Here is a 21,770-nt window from a genome sequence, read left to right as displayed (position 1 = left end):
TCAGCACGCCCGTGTGAATCCCCTTCGACTCAGGTCGGCCGGAAAACGCTCTAGTCTAACCCCATCCGTCATTGCGAGCGGAGCGAAGCAATCCAGCGCCGGACCAAGACGCCCCGGATTGCTTCGCTCCGCTCGCAACGACGAACATCCGGTTCAACCTGATGTCATCCAGCCCTAACGTGCGGGACCGCCCCGGATGCGATAGGCGCTGTCGACGTCGCGCATCCAGCCCGCGCTCGCCACCGTGCCCGTGCCGCGCGGGCGCCGGGCCGCCTCTAGGTCGATCGGCAGCGTGAAGCGCAGCCCCGCCAGTCGCGGGCTCGCCCACATCACCTCGGCAGCCAGATCGTCCAGCGCCCCCATCGAGACATAGACGGTCGCGCCGACGATCAGGTCGTTCTGGTTGTCGATGCACGCGCCGTGCAGCGAAAGATTGCGAACGCGGCGTTCCAGGCGCATCCCCGCCACGATCACACTCGCGCGGATGATGACGCTGCTGCGCTTGTCGCGGCCATGCAGGGAGTCGTCGTCGGTCATGCCGCCGGTACTAACCCCGAAATCCTGCCGCCCCGTTAACCGCGGATCAGACCGGCAACCCCTGCAGCAATCGCGGCAACTGGCCGCTTTCCCCGCGTGCCTCCGCCATGAAACGGTTCTTGAGCGGCGGGATCGCGTTGACCGCGGAGATGCCGAAGCGCCGCACCGCGCTGGCCGTGCGCCCCGGCACGCCGAACAGCCGCGTCAGTCCGTCGGTCGCCGCCGCCACCGCCAGCGTATCCAGCCCGCGCCACCGCTGATACCGCGCCAGCAGCTGCGCATCGCCGAGGTCGAGGCCCAGCCGCCGGCCCTCGACCAGCACCTCCGCCAGCGCCGCCACGTCGCGCATCCCCAGGTTCAGCCCCTGTCCCGCGATCGGATGGATGCCGTGCGCGGCATCGCCGACCAGCACCAGCCGGTCCGCGGTGATCCGCGCGGCATGGTGGAACCCCAGCGGATAGCTGGCGCGCGGGCTGGGCGCGGACAATTCGCCCAGGAACCCGCCCATCCGCGCCGATGCCTCCGCCAGGAAACCCCGGTCGGACAGCTTGACCAGCCCCGGCCCGTGTTCCGCCTTCACCGACCACACGATCGCCGACCGGTGGCCGACCGCGTCGTCGACCAGCGGCAGCAGCGCGAACGGCCCGGCGGGATAGAATATCTCGAACGCGATATCCTCGTGCGGGCGTTCGTGGTGGAACGCGCCGACGATCGCGGCGTGATCGTAGGACCAGCGCGCCACGTTGATCCCCGCCGCCGCGCGCGTCGGCGAATTCCGCCCCTCGGCCGCGACCAGCAACGACGCGCGCAGCGTGCTGCCGTCGTCCAGCGTCGCGGTCACGCCGTGCGGGCCGCGTTCCACCGTCGTCGCGCGCGTCTTCATCCGCAGGTCGATCGCGGGCGAGGCGGTGGCGGCGTCGAACAGCGCGCGGCGCAGCAGCTTGTTCTCGTACATCGTGCCCAGCGCGCCATCGTCGGCATCGGGTACGAAATCCAGCTTGCCGGGTTCCAGTCCGTCGCTGACCCGGATCTGCCGGATCGCGCAGCCCTGCCCCGCCAGCGCCGGCGCGATCCCGATCGCCTCCAGCATCCGCCCGCTGGCACTCGCGATCGCGGAGGCGCGGCCGTCGAAGCCGGGGGCGAGCATGACCGCCGGATCGGCCGGGTCGACGACCGCCGCGGTCAGGCCGGAGGCGGTCAGCGCCAGCGCCAGCGTCGAGCCGACGAGTCCGCCGCCGAGGATGATGACATCGTTATCCATGCGTCCGTCCTACTCCCCCGGCGGCGGGCTGCCAATGTTCCGCCACGCGGACGGCCAATGTTCCCGGAAACTTGACGGGATGAACGCAAAGGCCGATGATTCTGCCCCTCAATCCGGATCATATTTCTAAGGAATCAGGGCGATGGCCAGCCAGGCGCAGCCGGCGTTGTGGCGCGAGACGGTGAAGGCCGGCGCGGTGCGCAGCGGCGCGTTGATCGCCGCCGTCACGATCGGCATGGTCACGCTGGCGCTGGCGCTGGCGCTGGCCAGCTATCATCCTGGCGATCCCGCCATCAACACCGCCGCCGGGCAGGGCGCGGCCAACCTGCTGGGGCTGCCCGGTGCGTGGATCGCGGACCTGTTGCTGTCGCTGTTCGGCCCCGTCGTCGCGGCGCTGCTGCCGGTCGGCCCGATCGTCGCCTCCCGCCTGTGGCGTGATGTGCCGCCGGGCCGCTGGGGCCGGATGCTGCGCGGCGCGACGCTGGGCGTGGCGCTGATGGCCAGCGCGCTCGCCTTCATCTCGACCTCGGCGGTGCTGGCGCTGCCGGCGGGCTGGGGCGGGATCGTCGGCATCGCGGTGGCGGGGGCGACCGACTGGGCGCTGGCCTTCACCGGCGAGCCGCTGGTGATGCTGTGGGGCGCCCGCGCGGTCGGGCTGGTCGCGGGGATCGCCGGCGTCGTCATCTGGGCTCGCAGTCTGGAGATCGACCTGTCGGAGCATCGCTGGCGCCTGCGCCGCCCGCGCCGCGCGGTCATGGCCGGCGACGAGGCCGACGCCGCTTACGCCGACGATCCCTATGCCGACCCCTATGCCCCCCCCTATGCAGACGACGTCGCCGGGGCGGAGGCCGATCCCGAACCCCTCGACCTGAAACGCCGCGCGCTGCCCCGCCCGGACGAGGACGCCGCCCCCCGCCCCGCGCCGGTGATCGCCGACCGCCCGGCCGCGCCCACCCTCGCCTCCGCCCCGCCCAAGCGCCAGCAACCGACCGACCGGCCCGACAATTACGTGCTGCCGGGGCTGGGCCTGCTCGTCCCCGCGCCTCCCTCCGCCGGCAACGTGATCGACAAGGCGGGGCTGGAGCGCAACGCCCGCCTGCTCGAAAACGTGCTCGACGATTTCCACGTCAAGGGTTCGATCATCGAGGTGCGGCCCGGCCCGGTCGTGACGATGTACGAACTGGAACCGGCGCCCGGCATCAAGGCCAGCCGCGTCATCGCGCTGGCGGACGACATCGCGCGCAACATGTCGGCGATCTCGGCGCGCGTCGCGGTGATCCCCGGCCGCAACGTCATCGGCATCGAACTGCCCAACGCCCGCCGCGAAACCGTGTCGTTCCACGAGATGGTCGGCAGCCAGGCGTTCGAGGATCAGGCCGCGCAGCTGCCCATCATCCTCGGCAAGAACATCGCCGGCGATCCCGTCATCACCGATCTCGCGCCGATGCCGCACCTGCTGGTCGCGGGCACCACCGGCTCGGGCAAATCGGTGGGGTTGAACTGCATGATCCTGTCGCTGCTCTACCGGCTCACGCCGAACCAGTGCCGCATGATCATGATCGACCCCAAGATGCTCGAACTCATCATGTACGACGACATCCCCCACCTCCTTTCGCCGGTCGTCACCGATCCGGCCAAGGCGGTGCGCGCGCTGAAATGGGCGGTGGAGACGATGGAGGACCGCTATCGCCAGATGTCCTCGGTCGGTGTGCGCAACCTGGCGGGCTTCAACGACAAGGTCCGCGCGGCGAAGGCGAAGGGCCAGCCGCTCGGCCGCAAGGTGCAGACCGGCTACAACGCCGATACCGGCGCGCCGATCTACGAGGAGGAGAAGCTCGACTACGATCCCCTGCCCCAGATCGTGGTGGTGGTCGACGAACTCGCCGACCTGATGATGACCGCAGGCAAGGAGGTGGAATTCCTGATCCAGCGCCTCGCGCAAAAGGCGCGCGCGGCGGGCATCCACCTCATCATGGCGACGCAGCGACCCTCGGTCGACGTCATCACCGGCGTCATCAAGGCGAACCTGCCGACCCGGATCAGCTTCCACGTCACCAGCAAGATCGATTCGCGCACCATCCTGGGCGAACAGGGTGCCGAACAGCTGCTGGGGCGCGGCGACATGCTGTACATGCCCGGCGGCAAGGGCATCGTCCGCGTCCACGGCCCTTTCATGAGCGACGACGAGGTGCGCGCAGTCGCGGATCACTGGCGCGGTCAGGGGCTGCCCGACTACATCTCCTCCGTCACCGAGGAACCGGCGGAAAGCTTCGCGCTGGAAGGCGCGCCTACGGGTGAGGATTCGGCGGAGGAGCAGCAATATCGCGCCGCGATCCAGCTGGTGTGCGAATCGCAGAAGGCATCGACCAGCTGGCTCCAGCGCCAGCTCCGCATCGGCTACAACTCCGCCGCCCGCCTGATCGAAAAGATGGAGAAGGACGGCATCGTCGGCCGCCCCGACCATGTCGGCCGCCGCGAGGTACTGCGCGACACCGAGGGCCACGCGATCTGACGGCGGGGGCGGATGATGCGGATCGGCCCGCCGCCGATCCCGCCGCCCTCACCGGTCGGATATGATTCATCCCATCCCTGCCGATGCCGCCCGCCATCACAACCCGAACCGGCCGGCGCCGGAACGTCTGAAAGTGGTGGTGAGCAGATCATCCGCTTACGGGAACGCCGATGGCGATAGTCGACATAGTGCGCCGCCGCCTTTCCCAAAAAGGATGGTGAAACGGGAACCACTATCCAATTGGCTCAACGCGCGAAGACGAAGCCCGGTAGAATCGCCGCCAGATAACGACTGGAACAGCGATGAGGACGAAAACCATAAGACCCCCGTATGCCCAAGCATCTCCAATTTTGTTTTGTAGCAGGGCAATTGCGATCATGCAGGGCACGGCAAGTATCGGCGTCACCTTTGTAAACCACCAAAGGCCTGCGCTCCATCCGGCATGAAACCACGTAGTCTTGTCGCGGCCGAATAGTATGATTGTTGCCGCTACCTTTATTCCCAGCAGCATGACGATAGCCCAGCTAAGCGCATCGATTACTGTATGAAATCCGAACGTCATAAACACCACCCGCAGCCGAGCGGCACTTGGCCGCGCGGTTTGATCACAATTTTTAGGCTTGGCTCGCAGTGTAAGTACGCAGACCCAAACTCGGCTTAACTCGCGAGTGCGACCGCTCCGCCGTCATCATCGTTTGCAGCTTTTGCGCGGCATCGTTGGCGTATGCTTCGGCTGCGGGGTTTTCCAGCTAGTCGATGAAATCGCGGCATAATGGCCGTAAGTACCTGAAGCTTAATTGCCCTCAACCGTGTGGCTGTAGAGACAGCAATAAGCGCGGATATTACATCGAGATACGCAGTGATTTCGAAAGTGGTGACCCATGCTGCGGCATCGGGCACAGCCATGCCCAACATTCTTAGACCATCAGCTTCACCAAACCACGTGACGATACAGATAAAGCCAAACGCCCCCGCAGCCAGAAGCATATGGCCGCGCGTGGTGGAATTAATGGTGGCCGCTGGAATCTCGACCATCACCCGATGCAACAGCCGGCCGACAGGCGTACCCCTAGCGGCAGTAAGGGCGCTCCAGAAAGCGAGAAACAGAACCACCATCACCATCGCCTTAGCTGGCACGTTACCCGTCGAGGTTACACATAGGCTTCGGCATTGGCCATGCTCTCTCTGCTACCTTCCCAATTGGGAACCCACAGCGGGACAGTCGCCGGCGTGATCGCGCCGAAAGCCGTCCAGAGCACTCCCTTTCCCAAAATCTGTTCCCGATTACTCATTCCCGAAATGGCCTGTCGGAGACGGAGAAACGGGAAATGTCGCGCTTGACGAATGGCCGTTATCGAAAGCTCGGATCGCTAACCGGAGCGTCCGGCTTTGGGCAACAGCAGAAGGGCCGCTCTCAGGGAAGTCATCGGCGATAGCCGACCTTATGTGGCGCGGCGGCCCTTCCCGATCGAGAAGGTTCAGCGAGACGGCCGGGGCATTCCTATTGGGATCGAACAACGAGAAACGCCAGGTTGCATCCTATAATAGTAGAAAAGACGGAGCGCTTGTCGCAGCGATTCACAGATGGCCTGCTTCGCAGCGGGCATTGCGCGAGTAACAGTTGAAGGGGTGTTATATGATCGTAAGTTCAAATATCGGCTATGAGGCACTACTCATCGATCCTCGTTTATCCGCAAGATCGACGCAAATCATCGATCAGTTTGATCTGAAAACGCCGTCTCCGCAATCTGCCGATACTATATCGCAGTCTGCAGCTGCAGCTCAGTCCGAAGGTCTATTGTCCTCTAGCACGGCCAGCGAATTGTTAAGCATGACTGATACGGCGTTAGTCGATAGCGGCACTGTGCGAAAACCATGGACTATCACCCAGGAAGACATCCTGAAAGCCGTGAAAGAGTCAAAGGCTTATTCGTCTGGTAATTCTTCTGCCGCCTATCAGCTAGGCTATAATTATACGTCAAAAGATGTTGGCTTTATTCGTGCAACGACAGGGTATAATATTATATCGATACGGGGACTGACCGCTGTCGTAGACGATGGCGGCAACGGCCCACCCTCTGAGGAACTGCAAAACAGCCTTACTCAAATGACGAGTGCTATCGAGATGGGCCGAATGTCGGGTGCTCTAACGGGCGAAATTACCCCGGAGTATGCAAAAAACATGATCAGTACCTACGCTGGCCTCATAAAGTCCTTTCCCGGAGACTGGCTGGACAAAGCACTCAGCTATCTGGACGACACGACGGATTCGCAACCGGCAAGGGTTTGACCAAGCCGGACGGCAGCGCCAAGGCCCGGGACCAAGTGCTGCGCCTGTGACGTTATCAATGGGGAACCCGAAGTGAGAACGTCAGACCGACTCGACCCCGTTCAGGCGCGATAACAAGAGGGCGGGGCACAGGCGAACACGCCGGCGTCCCCGCACGAAATCCGGTCGTCATCCCGCACCCCGACCACGCCCCCGAAAAACGAAAGGGACCATGCCGCCGCGTCGCGGGTTCACGACGGGTTCAAGCCGGTGCCGCGAGATGGGCGGCCGCAAGGAGTATGCATGGTGTTCCGCTCGATCGTTCCGTTAGCCCCTCTCGTCCTGATCGCCGCCGCGCCCGCCGCGGTGCCCGCCGCCGCGCAGGCATCGGACCTCGCCACCGTGCAGCGCCATCTGCAGGGCATCACCACGATGACCGCCGATTTCACCCAGGCCGACCGCAACGGCAAGGTGCTGACCGGCACGCTGACCTGGAAACAGCCCGGCAACATCCGCTTCCAGTATGAAAAGGGCGTGCCGCTGCTGATCGTCGCCGAGGGCGGCGCGCTCACCTTCGTCGATTATTCGGTGCGGCAGGTGCAGCGCTGGCCGATCCGCAATTCGCCGCTCGGCGTGCTGCTCGATCCCAAACGCGACATCGCCGGCTTCGCGAAGATGGTGCCGGGCGACGGCCGGCTCGTCTCGGTGGAGGCGCGCGATCCCAAACATCCCGAATACGGCGTCATCACCCTGGTCTTCGCGCGCAACCCCGCCGCGCCGGCGGGGTTGAGCCTGCAGGGCTGGGTCGCGCTCGACAGCCAGAACAACCGCACCACGATTCGCCTGTCCAACCAGCGCTACGGCGCGCCGGTCGCCGCCAACGCGTTCCGCTGGACCGACCCGCGCCGCACCGCGCGCAATTGATTCGCAGCAGCGATACTCGGTTGGTCGTGAAAGGGATGCGACAAAGGGTGTTTTCGCTGACCATTCATCTGGCCGACAGGTTCGCGCCGCTAATGCCGGTCTCGCGGATGTGGGGCACCCGGGATTTCCCCCCTGTTGCCCGGGGTTAGACCCATATCCCGCCTGCGTGACGAACGCTGAGTCGGCCCTCGTTCCATGCCCCCGGAGCGAGGGCCTTTTCGTGTCCGGTCACCGGCCGCTGTCCTACAGCCGCCGGTTCTGCCAGACCGGTCGCGATGATCCCGCCCGCTGCCCCGCCGCCTTATGCCGTCTCGCGCCACCCCCGCGCGAGGGCCTGTAGGATGCGACGTTCGTGACTTTCCACCGCGACTTTCCGCCGATGACTTTTCGCCGGTGACGTCTCGCCAATGACTTTCCGGGCGCCCGCTGCGGCATTATGGACCGGCGCGTGAAGATCGTATCCTGGAACATCAACTCGGTCCGTTTCCGGATCGAGATCGTCGAGCGCTTCCTGCGGGATGTGCAGCCCGATATCCTGTGCCTGCAGGAAACCAAGGTCGTGGATCAGGATTTCCCCCGCGCCGCGTTCCGGGCGCTGGGGTATGACTGGATCATCGTCCACGGCCAGCGGATGCATCACGGCGTCGCGATCGTGTCGCGCGTGCCGCTGGAGGCGGACGACCGGCTGGACTGGCAGGCGAATCAGGAGGCGCGGCACCTGGGTGTCCGCCTGCCGGGCGGCGTCCGGCTGGAAAACGTCTATGTCCCCGCCGGCGGTGACGTGCCCGATCGGGAGGCGAACCCGAAGTTCGGGCAGAAGCTCGATTTCCTCGGCCGGATGACCGATTGGTCGGCGGGCCTCGCCGGCCCCACCATCCTGACCGGCGACTTCAACATCGCGCCGCTGCCCGAGGATGTGTGGAGCCACAAGCAGTTGCTCGACGTGGTCAGCCACACCCCCGTCGAGGTGGAGACGCTGGCGGCGTTGCAGGCGGCGGGCGACTGGATCGATCTCGGCCGCCATTTCCACCCCGCCCCCGCGCGCCTCCACACCTGGTGGAGCTACCGCGCCAAGGACTGGGCCACCTCCGATCGCGGCCGGCGGCTCGACCATATGTGGGCGACCCGCGACGTGGCGGCGCAGGCGACCGGCCACACCGTGTTCGAGGATTGCCGCAACTGGCTGAAACCGTCCGATCATATCCCGATCATGACCGAGTTCGCCTTTTGACCGCTGGCCCCGGCTTGATCGATGCGCGCGCCTCGAACGACGGACGCAGCGTGGCACGGGCGATCGATGCGATCCGGCGCGGCTGGCCGATCGCGATCCATGCGGCCGGCGAGGATGCGTTGACCCTGCTGGCGGTGGAAACCGCCGATGCCCGCGCGCTCGATGCCTTCGCGCCCGCCGGCCGCTATCCGGTGCTGATCTCCAGCGGGCGCGCGGCGACGCTGAAGCTGACCAACCAGCTCGCCGCCGCCGATCCCGATCTGCCGGTGGTGGTCGCGCCCGCGCCGTGGCTCGACTTCGATACCGCCGTCGCGCTCGCCGATCCGGCGCTCGATCTCGCCACCCCGCTGAAGGGGCCGTTCCGCACTGCGGATATCGACCGCCCGGTCGCGTCGCTGGCGGCGATCCGCCTGGCGCGGATCGCGGGGCTGCTGCCCGCCTTCTTCATCGACGGCATCGATCCCGACGTGACGATCGATCCGGTCGCGATCGACCGGCATCAGGACGCCACGGCGCTGCGCATCGCCACCCGCGCCCGCCTGCCGGTGGCGGGGGCGGAGGATGCGGAGATCGTCGCCTTCCGCGCCCCCGACAGCGGCGACGAGCATGTCGCGCTGCTGATCGGCCAGCCCGATGGCCGCCCGCCGCTCGTCCGGCTGCACAGCGAATGCCTGACCGGCGACGTGCTCGGCAGCCTGAAATGCGATTGCGGGCCGCAGCTTCACGCCGCGATCCATGCGATCGCCGCGCATGGCTGGGGCATCCTGCTCTATCTGCGGCAGGAAGGGCGCGGCATCGGGCTCGTCAACAAGCTGCGCGCCTACCGGTTGCAGGATCAGGGGTTCGACACGGTCGACGCCAATACCCGGCTCGGCTTCGCGGTCGACGCCCGCGATTTCGGGGTGGCGGCGCGGATGCTGGCGCTGATGGGGCAGGACCGGGTACGGCTGCTGACCAACAACCCCGCCAAGGTCGCGGGGCTGGAGGCGGCGGGGACCATGGTGGTCGAACGCATCCCCCATCACCTGCCGCCCAACCCGCACAACGAACGCTATCTCGCCACCAAGCGCGACCGGACCGGCCACCAGCTGTGACCGCCACTTATGCGATCGCGCTCGGCGGCAACCGTCGCGGGCCTCACGGCGGCCCCGCCGATGCGATCCGGGCGGCACTGGCCCGGATCGGCGGCATCGTCGCCGTCTCGCCGATCATCGCCACCGCGCCGCTCGGCCCCTCGATCCGCCGCTTCGCCAACGCCGCCGCGTTGGTGACGAGCGACGAGTCGCCCCCCGCCCTGCTCGCCCGGCTGAAGGCGATCGAACGGCGGATGGGCCGCCGCCCCGGCCGCCGCTGGGGTGCGCGGCCGATCGATCTCGATATCGTCCTCTGGTCCGGCGGCCGCTGGGCCACGCGGCCGCTCACCATCCCCCACCCCGCCTTCCGCCAGCGCCGCTTCGTCCTCGCGCCCCTCGCCCGCATCGCACCGGGCTGGCGCGATCCCGTCACCGGGCGGACGATGCGGCAGTTGCTCGGACAGGTTGACCGGCGCGTCCCCCGCCCCTAGGTGCCCGGATCGATGGCGGGGGTCCGTAGCTCAGTCGGTAGAGCAAGCGACTTTTAATCGAGAGGTCCCGGGTTCGAGCCCCGGCGGACCCACCATCGCAATGCCGTTACACACTGTGGCGCCCTTACTTTGTCACAAGCCAGCGCTCTTAGTGACACTCCTGCCTTTCCGAGAATCCAGCATCGGATGTCGACCTATAAGGTAATAAAGGGAGTTCCGACGACGTCTTAGGATTGGCCATCGAACTGAAGGTGTCGATCCGCAGATCCAAGGTTCTTCGATCACTACCCATTCCGCCGGACAATACGACAGAAGGGGCGGACAATTGGCCCTTGCCCAGCCAGAGGTGGCTCGGTTTGTCTGCACAGGCTCGCGGTCTGAATAAGTGGATCGCCGCTGGTTGATCATGCCGCTGCGAGAAGCGGCTGGCAGTCCACGCCATTCAGCGGGCAGGCGCGAACGCTTCCAGGATCCTGCATTCGGCCACTGTTCCACCGGCACAGCTCGAGATCACCCCGGCCAGCTCGCGACGCAGAGCCTTCAAATCGTCGATCTTGCGATCGATCTCCTCCAGGTGCCGGTTGGCCAGTGCGTCCACCGTGCCGCAGTCCCGATCGCGCTGCTCAGCCATGTCGAGCAGCGCGCGCACCTCGTCCAGCGAGAAGCCGAGATCGCGCGTGCGGCGAATGAATCGCAACCGATCCAGATCTTCCCGACGATACGAACGGTAGTTGCCCGCTGTCCGAGCCGGAGGGGCGATCAGTCCCGCGCGCTCGTAGTAGCGCACCGTCTCCACCTTGGTGCCGGTCGCTTCCGCCAACTTGCCGATCGTCAGCGCATTCATGTCTTGACCCTGTAGCAGCTACAGGGTCCATATAGGGCGTCGCACGACGAACACGAAGGGCGACGACCATGGCCTGCGGCAGCTGCTGCGCATCATCGAACAAGGGGACGTCCGCCGATCCCAGGTGGCGGCGGGCGCTCTGGATCGCGCTCGGCGTGAACGCCGCCATGTTCACCGCCGAGATCGTCGCCGGCGTGGCCGGCGGATCGAAGGCGCTGCAGGCGGACGCGCTCGACTTCCTCGGCGACAGTGCGAACTACGCGATCAGTCTTGGCGTGGCGGGCATGGCACTAACTTGGCGAGCGAGGGCGGCACTGCTCAAGGGCGCGACGCTCGCGATCCTGGGCGTCTACGTCCTGGCAGCGACACTGTGGTCGGTCTGGCACGGCGGCACGCCGCAGGCCGGGATCATGGGTGCGGTCGGCGTGATCGCGCTGGTGGCGAACGCTGGTGTCGCGCTGATGCTATATCGCTATCGCACCGGCGACGCGAACATGCGCTCGGTCTGGATCTGCTCGCGCAACGACGCGATCGGCAATGTCGCCGTGGTGCTCGCCGCAGCGGGCGTGTTCGGGACCGGCACCGCCTGGCCCGACCTGATCGTCGCGGGCATCATGGCCCTGCTCGGTATCAGCGGCGGCGTGCAGATCATCATGCAGGCGCGATCCGAACTCGTCCCCAATGGGCGGGGTTACACGGTGCCGGCGGAATGATAGGAAAAGGCATGCGCAAGCTCGTGCCCTTCCTGGCGTGCCTGATGCTGGTCCTTACGACGTGGGCCGGCATGGCGCATGCTGCCGAAGCAGGCGGCGTCGAGATGAGCAGGACCGAGATGGCCGTCCACGCACCAGGCGACGGCGACGAGGTCCCGGCCGATGCCGACAAGGGCTATCCGCACCACCACGCGAGCTGCCACGAGCACCACGTGAACACGCCGATCGTCCGGGCCGCCGCCCTGCCGGTCTCCGTCGCGTCGGCAATGCCGCAGCCCGTGCGCAGCCGCGCGCTGAGCGGGCACGACACCCAAGCGGACCTCCGACCTCCGCAGACCTGACGCGTCGATCGGACGCGCGCCAACGCGCGTCCGCGTCACTACCGTCAGGAGCATTCCATGCATCGCATCATCGCGGCCGTTCTGGCCGCAGGCGCCTGCGCATCGTCGCTGCAGGCCCAGACCGACCGGTCCGCCGCCTCCGCGCCTGTTCTCACGCTTGCCGAGGCGCTTGACCGGACGGGCACGTCGTCACCATTCCAGGACGCGGCGAACGCCGGCATCCGTGCCGCCGAGGCGCAGCGCCGCGTCGCTGGCCTTCGACCCAATCCGTCCATCGTCGGCGAGGCGGAGAACGTCGCCGGCACCGGCATCTATCAGGGGCTCAGATCGTCGGAGACGACGCTCGGTTTCGCGCTGCCGCTGGAGCTCGGCGGCAAGCGCGGCGCCCGCATCGCCGTCGCCGAGGCGCAGATCGGACGTGCCGGTCTCCAGGCCGGGATCGCGCGCGCCGACCTGCGGCTGCGGGTGACACAGACCTACAACGCCGCCGCCGCCGCCCAGTGTCGGGTCATCATCGCGGAGGATCAGGTAGGCATCGCGGCCGAAGTGCTGCGGGCGGCCCGCGTGCGGGTGCAGGCAGGCCGCGCATCGCCGCTTGAGGAGCAGCGCGCCGACGTCGCGCGCATTTCTGCGGAAGGGGCGCTCGAACGAACGCGACGGTCGGCCAAGGCTGCGTTCGGCAACCTCGCCCGGCTGCTCGGCATGCCGGTGGGACAGCTCGATCGCAGCTGGTTCGACGCGGTGCCTTCGACCGGCACGATGCGACCGATGGCGACTTCCGGCACCCTGACGGTCGCAGCGGCGCGCGCCGACCTCGACACGGCGAGCGCGCAGGTGCGACTGGCACGCAGCCAGCGGGTGCCAGACATCACGGTCAGCGCCAGCGCGCGGCGGCTGGAGCAGACCAACGACGTCGCTGCGGTGTTCGGCGTCTCCATCCCGCTCAATGTCTTCAACAACGGGCGCGCCAGCATTGCGGTGGCCGAAGCCCAGCGCGAGCAGTCGGATGCACAGCGGCGGGTCACCCTGCTTGACGCCGAGCAGGACGTGGCGACCGCGCAGGCCGAGGCCGAGAACGCCGCGACCACGGCGCGCAACGCCGCTGGACCGGCGCTTGCCGCGGCGACCGAGGCCGCCCGCATCGCCCGCATCGGCTACCGCGAAGGCAAGTTCGGGCAGCTCGATCTGCTCGATGCCGAACGCACGCTGCTCGAAACCCGCACGGCCGCGATCGACGCGCTGGCCGCCCATCACGATGCTCAGGCGCGTCTGGAACGGCTGACCGCCGCCGCGCCGCTTCCCAAGGACGATCAACGATGAACCGCATCCTGAAGGTTGCCATGCCGGCCGTCCTGGCGCTTGCCGTCTCTGGTTGCGGCCGATCGGCGGAGCCTGCGGAGAAAGCCAGCGAGGCCGGGGAGACCAAAGAGGCAGTCACGGGCGATCCGATGAGCGCCACGCTCTCCGCGCAGCAGATCGCCGACACAGGGATCGAAGTCACCCGCCCGACCGTGGGCGGCGTCGCCGGCGCGATCGAGCTGCCCGCGACCATCGAGGGCGACCCGCAGGGCGTGCAGGTGGTCTCGGCCGCCATCGGGGGCCGCCTCGTCTCGCTGACGCGCAATCTCGGCCAGCCGGTCCGTCGCGGCGAGACGTTGGCCATCATCGAGAGCCGCGAAGCCGCGAGCCTCAACGCCGAGGTGGAGGCCGCCCGCGCCCGCTCCACGCTGGCCCAGTCGAACCTGCGCCGCGAGCAGCGCCTCTTTGCGGAACGCGTGTCGCCTGAGCAGGACCTCGTCGCCGCCCGCACCGCCGCGACCGAGGCGAACATCGCGCTACGTCTCGCCCGTCAGCAATTGTCGGCCACCGGCGGCGGCGGCGGGGCGCTCAACCGCATCACCGTCCGCTCGCCCATCTCCGGTCAGGTGATCGCCCGCTCCGCCACACTCGGCCAGCAGATTGCCGCCGACGCCGAGATCTTTCGGGTCGCGAACCTGGCCAAGGTGTCGGTGACGATGTCGCTGGTGCCCGCCGATGCCGGTCGCGTCGCACCTGGCGCACGCGTCGAAGTCACGTCGGCAGGACGACGGCAGGAGGGCCGCGTGACCTTCGTCTCCCCGATCCTCGACGAGACCACCCGCCTCGTGCCGGTCATCGCCACCATCGACAACGCCGGCGGTACATGGCGCGTCGGCGAAAACGTCAGCGTGTCGGTGCTGCTCCCGGCCACCGGCGATCGCAGCGTCGCCGTGCCATCCGCCGCGGTGCAGATGATCGGCGACAAGCCGCACGTCTTCGTCCGCACGCCGTCCGGCTTCAAGGCGACACCCGTGACGCTCGGCCGCACCAACGGCGGTTCGGTCAGCGTCACGGCCGGCCTGACCGGCGAGGAGCGCATCGCATCGACCAACTCGTTCACGCTCAAGGCCGAACTCGGCAAGGGCGACGTGAAGGACGAGGACTAGGCCATGCCCGCCCGCTCCCTCCTGGCCCGGATCGTCACCTTCGCCGTCGAGAAGCGCTGGCTGGTCCTGCTGCTGACGCTCGCCGCGGCACTCGCCGGGGTGTTCGCGATCCAGCGGCTGCCGATCGACGCCGTGCCCGACATCACCAACAACCAGGTGCAGATCAACGTGGTCGCGCCCGCGCTCTCGCCCGACCAGATCGAGAAACAGGTCGCCTTCACCGTCGAGACCGCGCTCGCCGGCATTCCCGGCCTCGAATACACCCGCTCGCTCAGCCGCAACGGCTTCGCGCAGGTCACCGCCGTCTTCGACGAGAAGACGGACATCTATTTCGCGCGCCAACAGGTCGCCGAACGGCTGCGCACGGCGGAGGAGAGCCTGCCCGAGGGCGTGAACCCGGAAATGGGCCCGATCGCCACCGGGCTCGGCGACATCTTCATGTGGACGGTCGAATATCGCGAGCTCGACCAGGTCAATCACCGCAATGGCGAGCCCGGCCTGCAGAAGGACGGCAGCTACATCACACCGGAGGGCGACCACCTCGTCGATGCCGCCGACAAGGCGACCTACCTGCGCACCGTGCAGGACTGGATCGTCACGCCGCAGTTGAAGAGCAGCGCCGGCCTCGCCGGCGTCGACAGCCTCGGCGGCTACACCAAGCAGTATATGGTCGTCCCCGATATCCAGCGGATGGCAGCGATGAGGATCACGCTGCAGGATCTCGCCACCGCGCTGGAGCGCAACAACACCAGCGCCGGTGCGGGCGTCGTCAATCGCAACGGCGAAGGGCTCGCCGTTCGGGTGGATGGACGCGTGCGCAACGCCGACGAACTGGCGCGCACCGTGGTCGCCACGCGTGAGAGCGTGCCGATCCTGCTCAGCCAGATCGCCACCGTCCGCACCGGCCAGGCGCTGCGCATGGGATCCGCTTCCGAGAACGGCCACGAGGTCGTTGTCGGCACCGCTGTGATGCGGATCGGCGAGAACAGCCGCACCGTGTCTACCGGGGTTGGCGAGCGACTGAAGGAGATCGGTCGCGCGCTGCCCGTCGATGTCGTGGTCAAGCCGGTGCTCAACCGCACCGAGCTGGTCAACTCGACCATCGCGACCGTCGCCCGCAACCTCGCGGAAGGAGCGCTGCTCGTCATCGTCGTGCTGTTCGCGCTGCTCGGCAACGTCCGCGCGGCGCTGATCGCGGCGCTCATCATTCCGATCACGATGCTGCTGACCAGCGTCGGCATGCTGCGGGCCGGCGTTTCGGCCAATCTGATGAGTCTGGGCGCGCTCGATTTCGGCCTGATCGTCGACGGCGCCGTCATCATCGTGGAGAACGCGCTGCGGCGGCTCGGCGACGCGCAGCATGGCCGAGCCGAGCCGCTGCCGCTCCGGCAGCGGCTCGATCTGGTCGCGGCATCGGCCCGCGAGATGATCCGTCCGTCCGTCTACGGTCAGGCGATCATCATCCTCGTCTATGCGCCGCTGCTGACCTTCACCGGCGTGGAGGGCAAGATGTTCGAGCCGATGGCGCTGACCGTCATCATCGCACTCGTCTTCGCCTTCATCCTGTCGATGACCTTCGTGCCCGCTGCCATCGCCATCTGGCTCAGCCGACCGGTCGACGAGAAGGAAAGCCGGATCATCGGCTGGCTGCGTCGCCGCTACGAGCCGGGCCTCGGCAAGGCGATGGGGCGGCCGAGCGTCACGCTCGGCGTCGCAGTCGGTGCGCTGGCGCTGGCCGGCGTCGCGTTCACGACGCTCGGACAGGAATTCCTGCCGCAACTCGACGAGGGCAACATCCTCGTCCAGGCCGTCCGCATCCCCGGCACCTCGGTCGACCAGAGCCAGGCGATGCAGTTCCAGGTCGAGAAGATGCTCGCGCGTCAGCCCGAGGTGCGCTTCGCCTTCTCGCGCACGGGGACGTCGGAGATCGCCTCCGACCCGATGCCGCCCAATGCCACCGACACCTTCGTGATCCTGAAACCGCGCGCCGAGTGGCCCGACCCCGGCCTCGCCAAGGAGGCGCTGGTGGAGCGGATGGAGAAGAGGCTCTCGACCCTGCCCGGCAATGCCTACGAGATCACCCAGCCGATCCAGATGCGCTTCAACGAGCTGATCGCTGGGGTCCGCGGCGACATCGCGGTGAAGGTGTTCGGCGACGACTTCGGCGGCATGAACGACGCTGCCGGCCGCATCGCCGACATCCTGCGCAGGACGCGCGGCGCCGTGGATGTGCGGATCGAGCAGACCGAAGGACTGCCGATGCTGGACATCCGCCCCAACCGCATGGCGATGTCGCGGATCGGCGTCACCGCCGGTGACGTGCAGGACACCGTCGCCGCCGCGATCGGCGGTCGCGAGGCGGGCGTGATCTTCGAGGGCGACCGCCGCTTCCCGGTGGTGATCCGCCTGTCCGAGGCATCGCGGTCGGACCTGACCGAGGTGGCGCAGGTGCCGGTGCCGACCTCGGCCGGCGGCTTCGTGCCGCTGTCCACCGTCGCCGACATCGCGGTGGTCGACGGCCCGAACCAGATCAGCCGGGAGGACGGCAAGCGCCGCGTCGTCGTCCAGGCGAACGTCCGCGACCGCGACGTGGCGGGTGTGGTGGCTGACGCGCGTGCCGCGATCGATGCGCAGGTGAAGATGCCGCCGGGCACGTACGTCGAATGGGGTGGGCAGTTCGAGAACCTCGCCTCGGCACGTGATCGGCTGCTGCTCGTCGTGCCCGTGTGCTTCGCCGTCATCATGCTGCTGCTCTACGGCGCGCTCGGCTCGGTGCGCGACGCGGTGATCGTCTTCACCGGCGTGCCGCTGGCCCTCGTCGGTGGCGTGCTGGCGCTGGTCCTCCGGGGAATGCCGTTCTCCGTGTCCGCCGCCGTCGGCTTCATCGCGTTGTCGGGTATCGCCGTGCTCAACGGGCTGGTCATGGTGTCGTCCATCCACGACCTCATGGCGCGCGGCATCGACCGGGTGCAGGCCGCCCATGACGGGGCGCTCGCCCGCCTGCGGCCCGTCGCGATGACGGCGCTCGTGGCCAGCCTCGGCTTCGTGCCGATGGCGCTCGGCCACGGTGCGGGCGCGGAAGTGCAGAAGCCGCTGGCGACGGTCGTCATCGGCGGCCTCATCTCGGCGACGCTGCTGACCTTGTTCGTCCTGCCGACGCTCTACGCCCGCTTCGGCGGATGGCGACCCGCCGCCGGCACGACGGCCACCTCGACGATGGTCGGACGAGGATGACGACGATCTGCGACGACGCATCGCCGCACGTCAGCAGATCGGGGACATCGCACGGGCGATGAACCGGACCGTCGACGGCATCCGCGGACGGACGGCGACACTTCGTCTGAGACTGCCGGGGCGGAACCGGCCGTGGCGGACCAACGGCGGCACCGTCCCCGAGGGGCGGAACTGAGCGGCGGGGGCGCAGGCCCCCGCGGCAGCTTCATTTCATAGGCATCTTCATGCCGGACATATCGTGGCCGGCGTGATCGCCGCCCTTCTTCATGTCCTTGCAGCAGTCGCCCTTGCCGTCCTTGCAACAGTCGGCGCCGTCCTTGCAGCACGTCTTGTCGGGGCAGCAGTCGGCCGCCGCGAACGCGGTGGCGGGAACGAGCGCGAGCGCGACAGCCGCGCCGATGAACCTGATCGTCTTCATGTGTGCATTCCTCGAAAAATGTAATCTTCAGATGGTCGTTAGATCACGCGGTTCGCGGAGGCGGCGGTGCGGGACCACCGGTACGGCCCTCCAGGTCAGGGAGGAAAGAGGCGATCGGAATGACCGCTGCAAGCATCGGCCGGGTCGCGTCGCCGATCCGCTGCGGATCGGTCGCCACAGATGAACTCGCACACGCGGCGGCCGAAGACTTTCCAGCCGGCTTGCCCGAAGGCTGTTCGCATCCAACCATGGCATCATGCACGACGGCGGGTGGCGCTGCTGCGTTCGCGGCTGCTTCGCATACCGGGCCAACACGCAGCATAAACATCATCGCCAGCACTGACAGCGCGATGACGCGGAAGATGCGGGCGACCCTCATGATGCGCTTGTAGGACGAACGCAAAAGTCACGCCAGTGCGGCACGTCGCTGTTCAGTGCCCAGCCGACAGGATCGGTGCCGCTACCATCCAGAGCGCCATCGCAACCATCATCACGTTTTCGGTGAGAGACAGGAAGCCGAGCGGCACGTTGCTGTCACCGCCAACGCAGGCACACTTGAGTTCGCGCCTGTCGACGTAGACGGCCTTGATCACCGACACCGCACCGATCGCCCCGATCACCAGTGCGATCGGAACGGACAGCCAGGTCAGCACGCCGGCCGCCATCAGCACGCCCGCCAGCCCCTCGGCGTAGGGATAGACGTAGGAATACGGCACCCAGCGCTTGGCCAGCAGGTCGTAGTTGAGGAACATCGTCGCGAACCTCTCGACGTTCTGGAGCTTCAGCGCCGCCAGCACGCACATCGAGAACGCGATAAACCACTCGCCTGCGCGCACGGTCAGCGGCGTGCCGAAGGCGGCCAGGCTGGCGGCGAGCGCCATCAGCGCCGTCATCGCGAAGACCACGACCACGGGGCGGTAGGTCACGGTCTTGGGGTCAGGCACGGACTTGCCGAAGAAGCGGCGCAGGTCGTCATAGCCGCCGATCCGCTCGCCGCCGATGAAGGTCTGCGGCGTGGTCTTCACGCCATGCTCCGCCTTGAACGCATCGGTCTCCTCGCGCGTGCGCAGCCAATGGTCCTCGACCTCGTATCCCTGCCGCCGGAGCAGGTCCTTCGCCTTCAGCCCGAACGGGCACGTGTGGGTGGGCATCACCATGCGGTGGAGCACCGCCTTCTTCGTCGCCATCTCGTCTTCTCCGATCCTCGATCGGGTCCCATATGGGGTCCGTACCATGGTCCGGGGTCAAGACGTGACAGACATGACGATCGCGAAACTCGCAGCGGAAGGCGGCGTCGGCATCGAAACGATCCGTTTCTATCAGCGCCGCGGCCTGATCGACACGCCGGCTAGGCCGCAGGGCGCCGGGACTGCAGGCGGCATCCGCCGCTATGGCCAAGACGACGTGCGACGGCTGCGCTTCATCCGGTCGGCCAAGGCGGCAGGCTTCACGCTGGATCAGATCGGCGCGCTTCTGGCCCTCGACGCCACGGACGATCGAGCAAGGGTGCGCGAACTTGCCGGAGAGCGGCTGAAGGCGTTGGACGAGCAGATCGCCGAACTGGATCGAGCGCGGGCGGCGCTTCGGCGCCTGGCGCATGAATGCGGCAGCGGCAGCGCGGGACCCTGTCCGATCCTGACGGCGTTCGACGCCGCCTGATCAGCCGACGCGCCCGGGCGGCACATATTCGATGCGCGTCGTCCAGACCGGCGGTCTGTTCCCGGCCCGCACCCGCCTTCACCGCGTCGTGAAAAACGATGCGACCGCCTCGCGCAGCGCTGCGGTCCCCGTGATCAGCCAGGTCCCAGCTCGTTGCCCTTGGCATGGTGCAGTCCTATGACCTCTCGGCAGGCGTGAGGCAAAGCGTCAGCGCCAACGCCGATCAAACCGCGTCTCTTGAAAATGTCTGAAGAGTGGCACCCCAGCTACGGTATGATGCGGTGGTACGACCTACCAGATCTGCTTATGACAAAGTTAGGGTGCCGCAGCGTGCACGCCATCGCACAATCACCGCTGGCCTTGATCCAGTATATGAACAAGCCGTTAATCATCCCTTGAGGTGATCGCGATTTATGTCATGATTGCTGTCGGTACTCGATCCCGAGCATCTGGCGGCGGCCCACCAGCCTTTTTCCCTGCCACATCCCCGGGATTTACCATCGAGGCCGAACAGGGAGAAACGTGATGGGGAAGACCATTCGATACGTGATCGCCGCCGGCCTTTTGGGAACCGCCCTGCCGGTGTCGCAGGCCGAGGCCGCGACGCTGATCGTCGATGTCACCGGCGCGCAGAGCTATGGCGCGTTCGGCACTATCCAGAACACCGTGCAGACGTTCAACATCGGCGCCTTGTCGCGGATCACAGGCATCGCGTTCGATGTCACCATCAGCGCCTTCGACCCGAGCTATCTGTCGGAGGCGTTGCTGGGCTTCACCGGTTCGGACGTCGATGGCGACGGCGTATTCTTCACGCCGGGTATCGCGGATGAAAATCCCGGTACGGGGAGCTATGCCGGTTCGGCGGATCTGACCGATCTGGGTCTCGACTTCGCCGTCGGCACCGACGGTATCCTGCGGCTCGAATATTTCGAAAGTTTGAACGACGCCTCGGTATCGCCCGATGCGCGGTGGACCGGCGGGACGCTGACCTTCACCTATGACGAGGTCACCGCCGCCGTGCCCGAACCGGCGACCTGGATGATGATGTTCGCCGGTTTCGCGATGGTCGGCGGTGCCGCCCGCTATCGTCGTCGCACCACGCGGGTCCGTTACGCCTGACGCCACCGCTTCGGGTTACGGGCACGGGGGGTTACGGGCACGGGGGGTCGCGGATCGTAAGGTCCGCGGCCCCCTTTGCCGTCAGGCCGCCCGCTTTGCCGTCAGGCTGGTCGCCGCGCGCTGTGGACCACCACGGCCGTGGACAGCAGGATCGCCGAGACGAGGCCACCGATCGCCAGCAGGCCCCGCGGCGTCACCCGCACGTCCACGGCCAGGCGCATCCGCTTGCCGATCGTCAGGGAAAGATGCGCCTGCTGGATATCCGATGACGGCCGGCCGGCGGTGGAGTGCCCGTGTTTCATCCGGCACCAACGTCGGACCGGGACCGTCGTTCACCGTCCCGCGACAACCGTCTGGCCCGAACCCGCGCCCGCCGCGTTGGGGGCCGGATGGCCGCAGCGGGCCGAGGGGAGCGAAGCATGGGCGTTCAGGACGACGACGCGATCTACCAGGAGGGCCACCGCGCCGGTCGGGACGGCCGGCAACTGGCGGTGGATTGCCCCTATCTGCCGGGCGTGGAGCTGGCGAAGCGGCAACGGTGGCTGAAAGGGTTCAGCGACGGCCGCCTCGATACCCCGCCCCTGCCGGACGACAGCCTGCCCGCCCCGGTGCCGACCCCGCACGCCGGCTAGGGTATACGCCGGCGGGACCGGGGCGATATCGGCATCTGCCGTTCCCC

General features: G+C 67.3%; 22 protein-coding genes and 1 tRNA gene. 15 read left to right on the top strand and 8 right to left on the bottom strand.

Going from position 1 to position 21,770, the window contains the following annotated elements:
• Nucleotides 1-174 precede the first annotated feature (174 nt).
• Both IFT82_RS07910 and IFT82_RS07905 read right to left on the bottom strand, forming a co-directional pair.
• Nucleotides 175-537 (bottom strand): PilZ domain-containing protein, encoded by a 363-nt coding sequence (locus IFT82_RS07910; protein WP_192125757.1) that lies wholly within the window; start codon nt 535-537, stop codon nt 175-177.
• Between the two features lie 46 nt (nt 538-583).
• On the bottom strand, nt 584-1,798 hold the full coding sequence (locus IFT82_RS07905; protein ID WP_192125756.1) for a UbiH/UbiF/VisC/COQ6 family ubiquinone biosynthesis hydroxylase: 1,215 nt from the start codon (nt 1,796-1,798) through the stop codon (nt 584-586).
• Between the two features lie 142 nt (nt 1,799-1,940).
• On the opposite strand from IFT82_RS07905, the gene IFT82_RS07900 reads away from it, so the two are divergent.
• Nucleotides 1,941-4,310 carry a DNA translocase FtsK gene (locus IFT82_RS07900; protein ID WP_192125755.1) on the top strand — a complete coding sequence of 790 codons (2,370 nt, stop codon included), beginning with the start codon at nt 1,941-1,943 and terminating at the stop codon, nt 4,308-4,310.
• Between the two features lie 657 nt (nt 4,311-4,967).
• Here IFT82_RS07900 and IFT82_RS07895 read toward each other — a convergent pair.
• Entirely contained in the window at nt 4,968-5,426 is a 459-nt protein-coding gene (locus tag IFT82_RS07895; RefSeq protein WP_192125754.1) for a hypothetical protein, read from the bottom strand.
• A 520-nt stretch (nt 5,427-5,946) separates the two neighbouring features.
• Here IFT82_RS07895 and IFT82_RS07890 point away from each other — a divergent pair.
• From IFT82_RS07890 to IFT82_RS07865, 6 genes are all read left to right on the top strand, one after another.
• Nucleotides 5,947-6,600, top strand: coding sequence for a hypothetical protein (locus tag IFT82_RS07890; RefSeq protein ID WP_192125753.1), 654 nt, complete (start codon nt 5,947-5,949; stop codon nt 6,598-6,600).
• Between the two features lie 282 nt (nt 6,601-6,882).
• Nucleotides 6,883-7,503: a LolA family protein gene (locus IFT82_RS07885; protein WP_192125752.1), complete on the top strand. Its 621-nt coding sequence runs from the start codon at nt 6,883-6,885 to the stop codon at nt 7,501-7,503.
• Nucleotides 7,504-7,939: 436 nt separating this feature from the next.
• The gene (locus IFT82_RS07880) at nt 7,940-8,734 is read left to right on the top strand and encodes an exodeoxyribonuclease III (protein ID WP_192125751.1); all 795 of its coding nucleotides are present in this window, start codon (nt 7,940-7,942) and stop codon (nt 8,732-8,734) included.
• A 17-nt stretch (nt 8,735-8,751) separates the two neighbouring features.
• Complete coding sequence (gene ribA, locus IFT82_RS07875; protein WP_192125812.1) at nt 8,752-9,828, top strand: GTP cyclohydrolase II; 1,077 nt, start codon at nt 8,752-8,754, stop codon at nt 9,826-9,828.
• On the top strand, nt 9,825-10,298 hold the full coding sequence (gene folK, locus IFT82_RS07870) for a 2-amino-4-hydroxy-6-hydroxymethyldihydropteridine diphosphokinase (protein ID WP_192125750.1): 474 nt from the start codon (nt 9,825-9,827) through the stop codon (nt 10,296-10,298). Before ribA ends, folK begins: the two co-directional genes overlap by 4 nt.
• 19 nt (nt 10,299-10,317) lie before the next feature.
• Nucleotides 10,318-10,393, top strand: a tRNA-Lys gene (locus IFT82_RS07865).
• A gap of 347 nt (nt 10,394-10,740) precedes the next feature.
• Here the strand turns inward: IFT82_RS07865 and IFT82_RS07860 are convergent.
• Complete coding sequence (locus tag IFT82_RS07860; RefSeq protein ID WP_192125749.1) at nt 10,741-11,142, bottom strand: MerR family transcriptional regulator; 402 nt, start codon at nt 11,140-11,142, stop codon at nt 10,741-10,743.
• A 68-nt stretch (nt 11,143-11,210) separates the two neighbouring features.
• Here IFT82_RS07860 and IFT82_RS07855 point away from each other — a divergent pair, with 68 nt between their 5' ends.
• Genes IFT82_RS07855 through IFT82_RS07835 form a run of 5 tightly spaced genes read left to right on the top strand, consistent with a single transcriptional unit; the run spans nt 11,211 to nt 17,895 of the window.
• Nucleotides 11,211-11,855, top strand: a complete 645-nt coding sequence (locus IFT82_RS07855) for a cation transporter (protein WP_192125748.1) — start codon at nt 11,211-11,213, stop codon at nt 11,853-11,855.
• Nucleotides 11,856-11,866: 11 nt separating this feature from the next.
• Complete coding sequence (locus tag IFT82_RS07850; protein WP_192125747.1) at nt 11,867-12,196, top strand: hypothetical protein; 330 nt, start codon at nt 11,867-11,869, stop codon at nt 12,194-12,196.
• Between the two features lie 57 nt (nt 12,197-12,253).
• Complete coding sequence (locus IFT82_RS07845; protein WP_192125746.1) at nt 12,254-13,516, top strand: TolC family protein; 1,263 nt, start codon at nt 12,254-12,256, stop codon at nt 13,514-13,516.
• Nucleotides 13,513-14,661 carry an efflux RND transporter periplasmic adaptor subunit gene (locus IFT82_RS07840; protein WP_192125745.1) on the top strand — a complete coding sequence of 383 codons (1,149 nt, stop codon included), beginning with the start codon at nt 13,513-13,515 and terminating at the stop codon, nt 14,659-14,661. Before IFT82_RS07845 ends, IFT82_RS07840 begins: the two co-directional genes overlap by 4 nt.
• 3 nt (nt 14,662-14,664) lie before the next feature.
• Complete coding sequence (locus IFT82_RS07835) at nt 14,665-17,895, top strand: efflux RND transporter permease subunit (RefSeq protein ID WP_192125744.1); 3,231 nt, start codon at nt 14,665-14,667, stop codon at nt 17,893-17,895.
• Nucleotides 17,896-18,100: 205 nt separating this feature from the next.
• Here IFT82_RS07835 and IFT82_RS07830 read toward each other — a convergent pair whose 3' ends face one another.
• From IFT82_RS07830 to IFT82_RS07820, 3 genes are read right to left on the bottom strand one after another with little or no spacing between them, the layout of a single operon-like run.
• A complete protein-coding gene (locus tag IFT82_RS07830) occupies nt 18,101-18,313 on the bottom strand; it encodes a hypothetical protein (RefSeq protein ID WP_192125743.1) in 213 nt (70 codons plus the stop codon).
• 43 nt (nt 18,314-18,356) lie between these two features.
• Complete coding sequence (locus tag IFT82_RS07825; protein WP_192125742.1) at nt 18,357-18,692, bottom strand: hypothetical protein; 336 nt, start codon at nt 18,690-18,692, stop codon at nt 18,357-18,359.
• A 52-nt stretch (nt 18,693-18,744) separates the two neighbouring features.
• Nucleotides 18,745-19,500: a glutaredoxin family protein gene (locus IFT82_RS07820; protein WP_192125741.1), complete on the bottom strand. Its 756-nt coding sequence runs from the start codon at nt 19,498-19,500 to the stop codon at nt 18,745-18,747.
• 73 nt (nt 19,501-19,573) lie between these two features.
• Here IFT82_RS07820 and IFT82_RS07815 point away from each other — a divergent pair, with 73 nt between their 5' ends.
• Together IFT82_RS07815 and IFT82_RS07810 are read left to right on the top strand one after the other, a co-directional pair.
• The gene (locus IFT82_RS07815) at nt 19,574-19,972 is read left to right on the top strand and encodes a MerR family DNA-binding protein (protein WP_199860370.1); all 399 of its coding nucleotides are present in this window, start codon (nt 19,574-19,576) and stop codon (nt 19,970-19,972) included.
• 525 nt (nt 19,973-20,497) lie between these two features.
• A complete protein-coding gene (locus IFT82_RS07810; RefSeq protein WP_192125739.1) occupies nt 20,498-21,091 on the top strand; it encodes a PEPxxWA-CTERM sorting domain-containing protein in 594 nt (197 codons plus the stop codon).
• A 101-nt stretch (nt 21,092-21,192) separates the two neighbouring features.
• On the opposite strand, the gene IFT82_RS07805 is transcribed toward IFT82_RS07810, so the two are convergent.
• Nucleotides 21,193-21,393, bottom strand: a complete 201-nt coding sequence (locus IFT82_RS07805; RefSeq protein ID WP_192125738.1) for a hypothetical protein — start codon at nt 21,391-21,393, stop codon at nt 21,193-21,195.
• 117 nt (nt 21,394-21,510) lie between these two features.
• On the opposite strand from IFT82_RS07805, the gene IFT82_RS07800 reads away from it, so the two are divergent.
• Nucleotides 21,511-21,723, top strand: a complete 213-nt coding sequence (locus IFT82_RS07800; protein WP_192125737.1) for an Rmf/CrpP family protein — start codon at nt 21,511-21,513, stop codon at nt 21,721-21,723.
• Nucleotides 21,724-21,770: the final 47 nt, after the last annotated feature.

It is taken from the genome of Sphingomonas sp. CFBP 8760 (genome assembly GCF_014841615.1).
In the GTDB taxonomy this organism is placed as follows: domain Bacteria; phylum Pseudomonadota; class Alphaproteobacteria; order Sphingomonadales; family Sphingomonadaceae; genus Sphingomonas.
The sequence above is the reverse complement of the archived record's forward strand: the minus strand, read 5'-3'. Positions and strand labels throughout refer to the sequence as shown.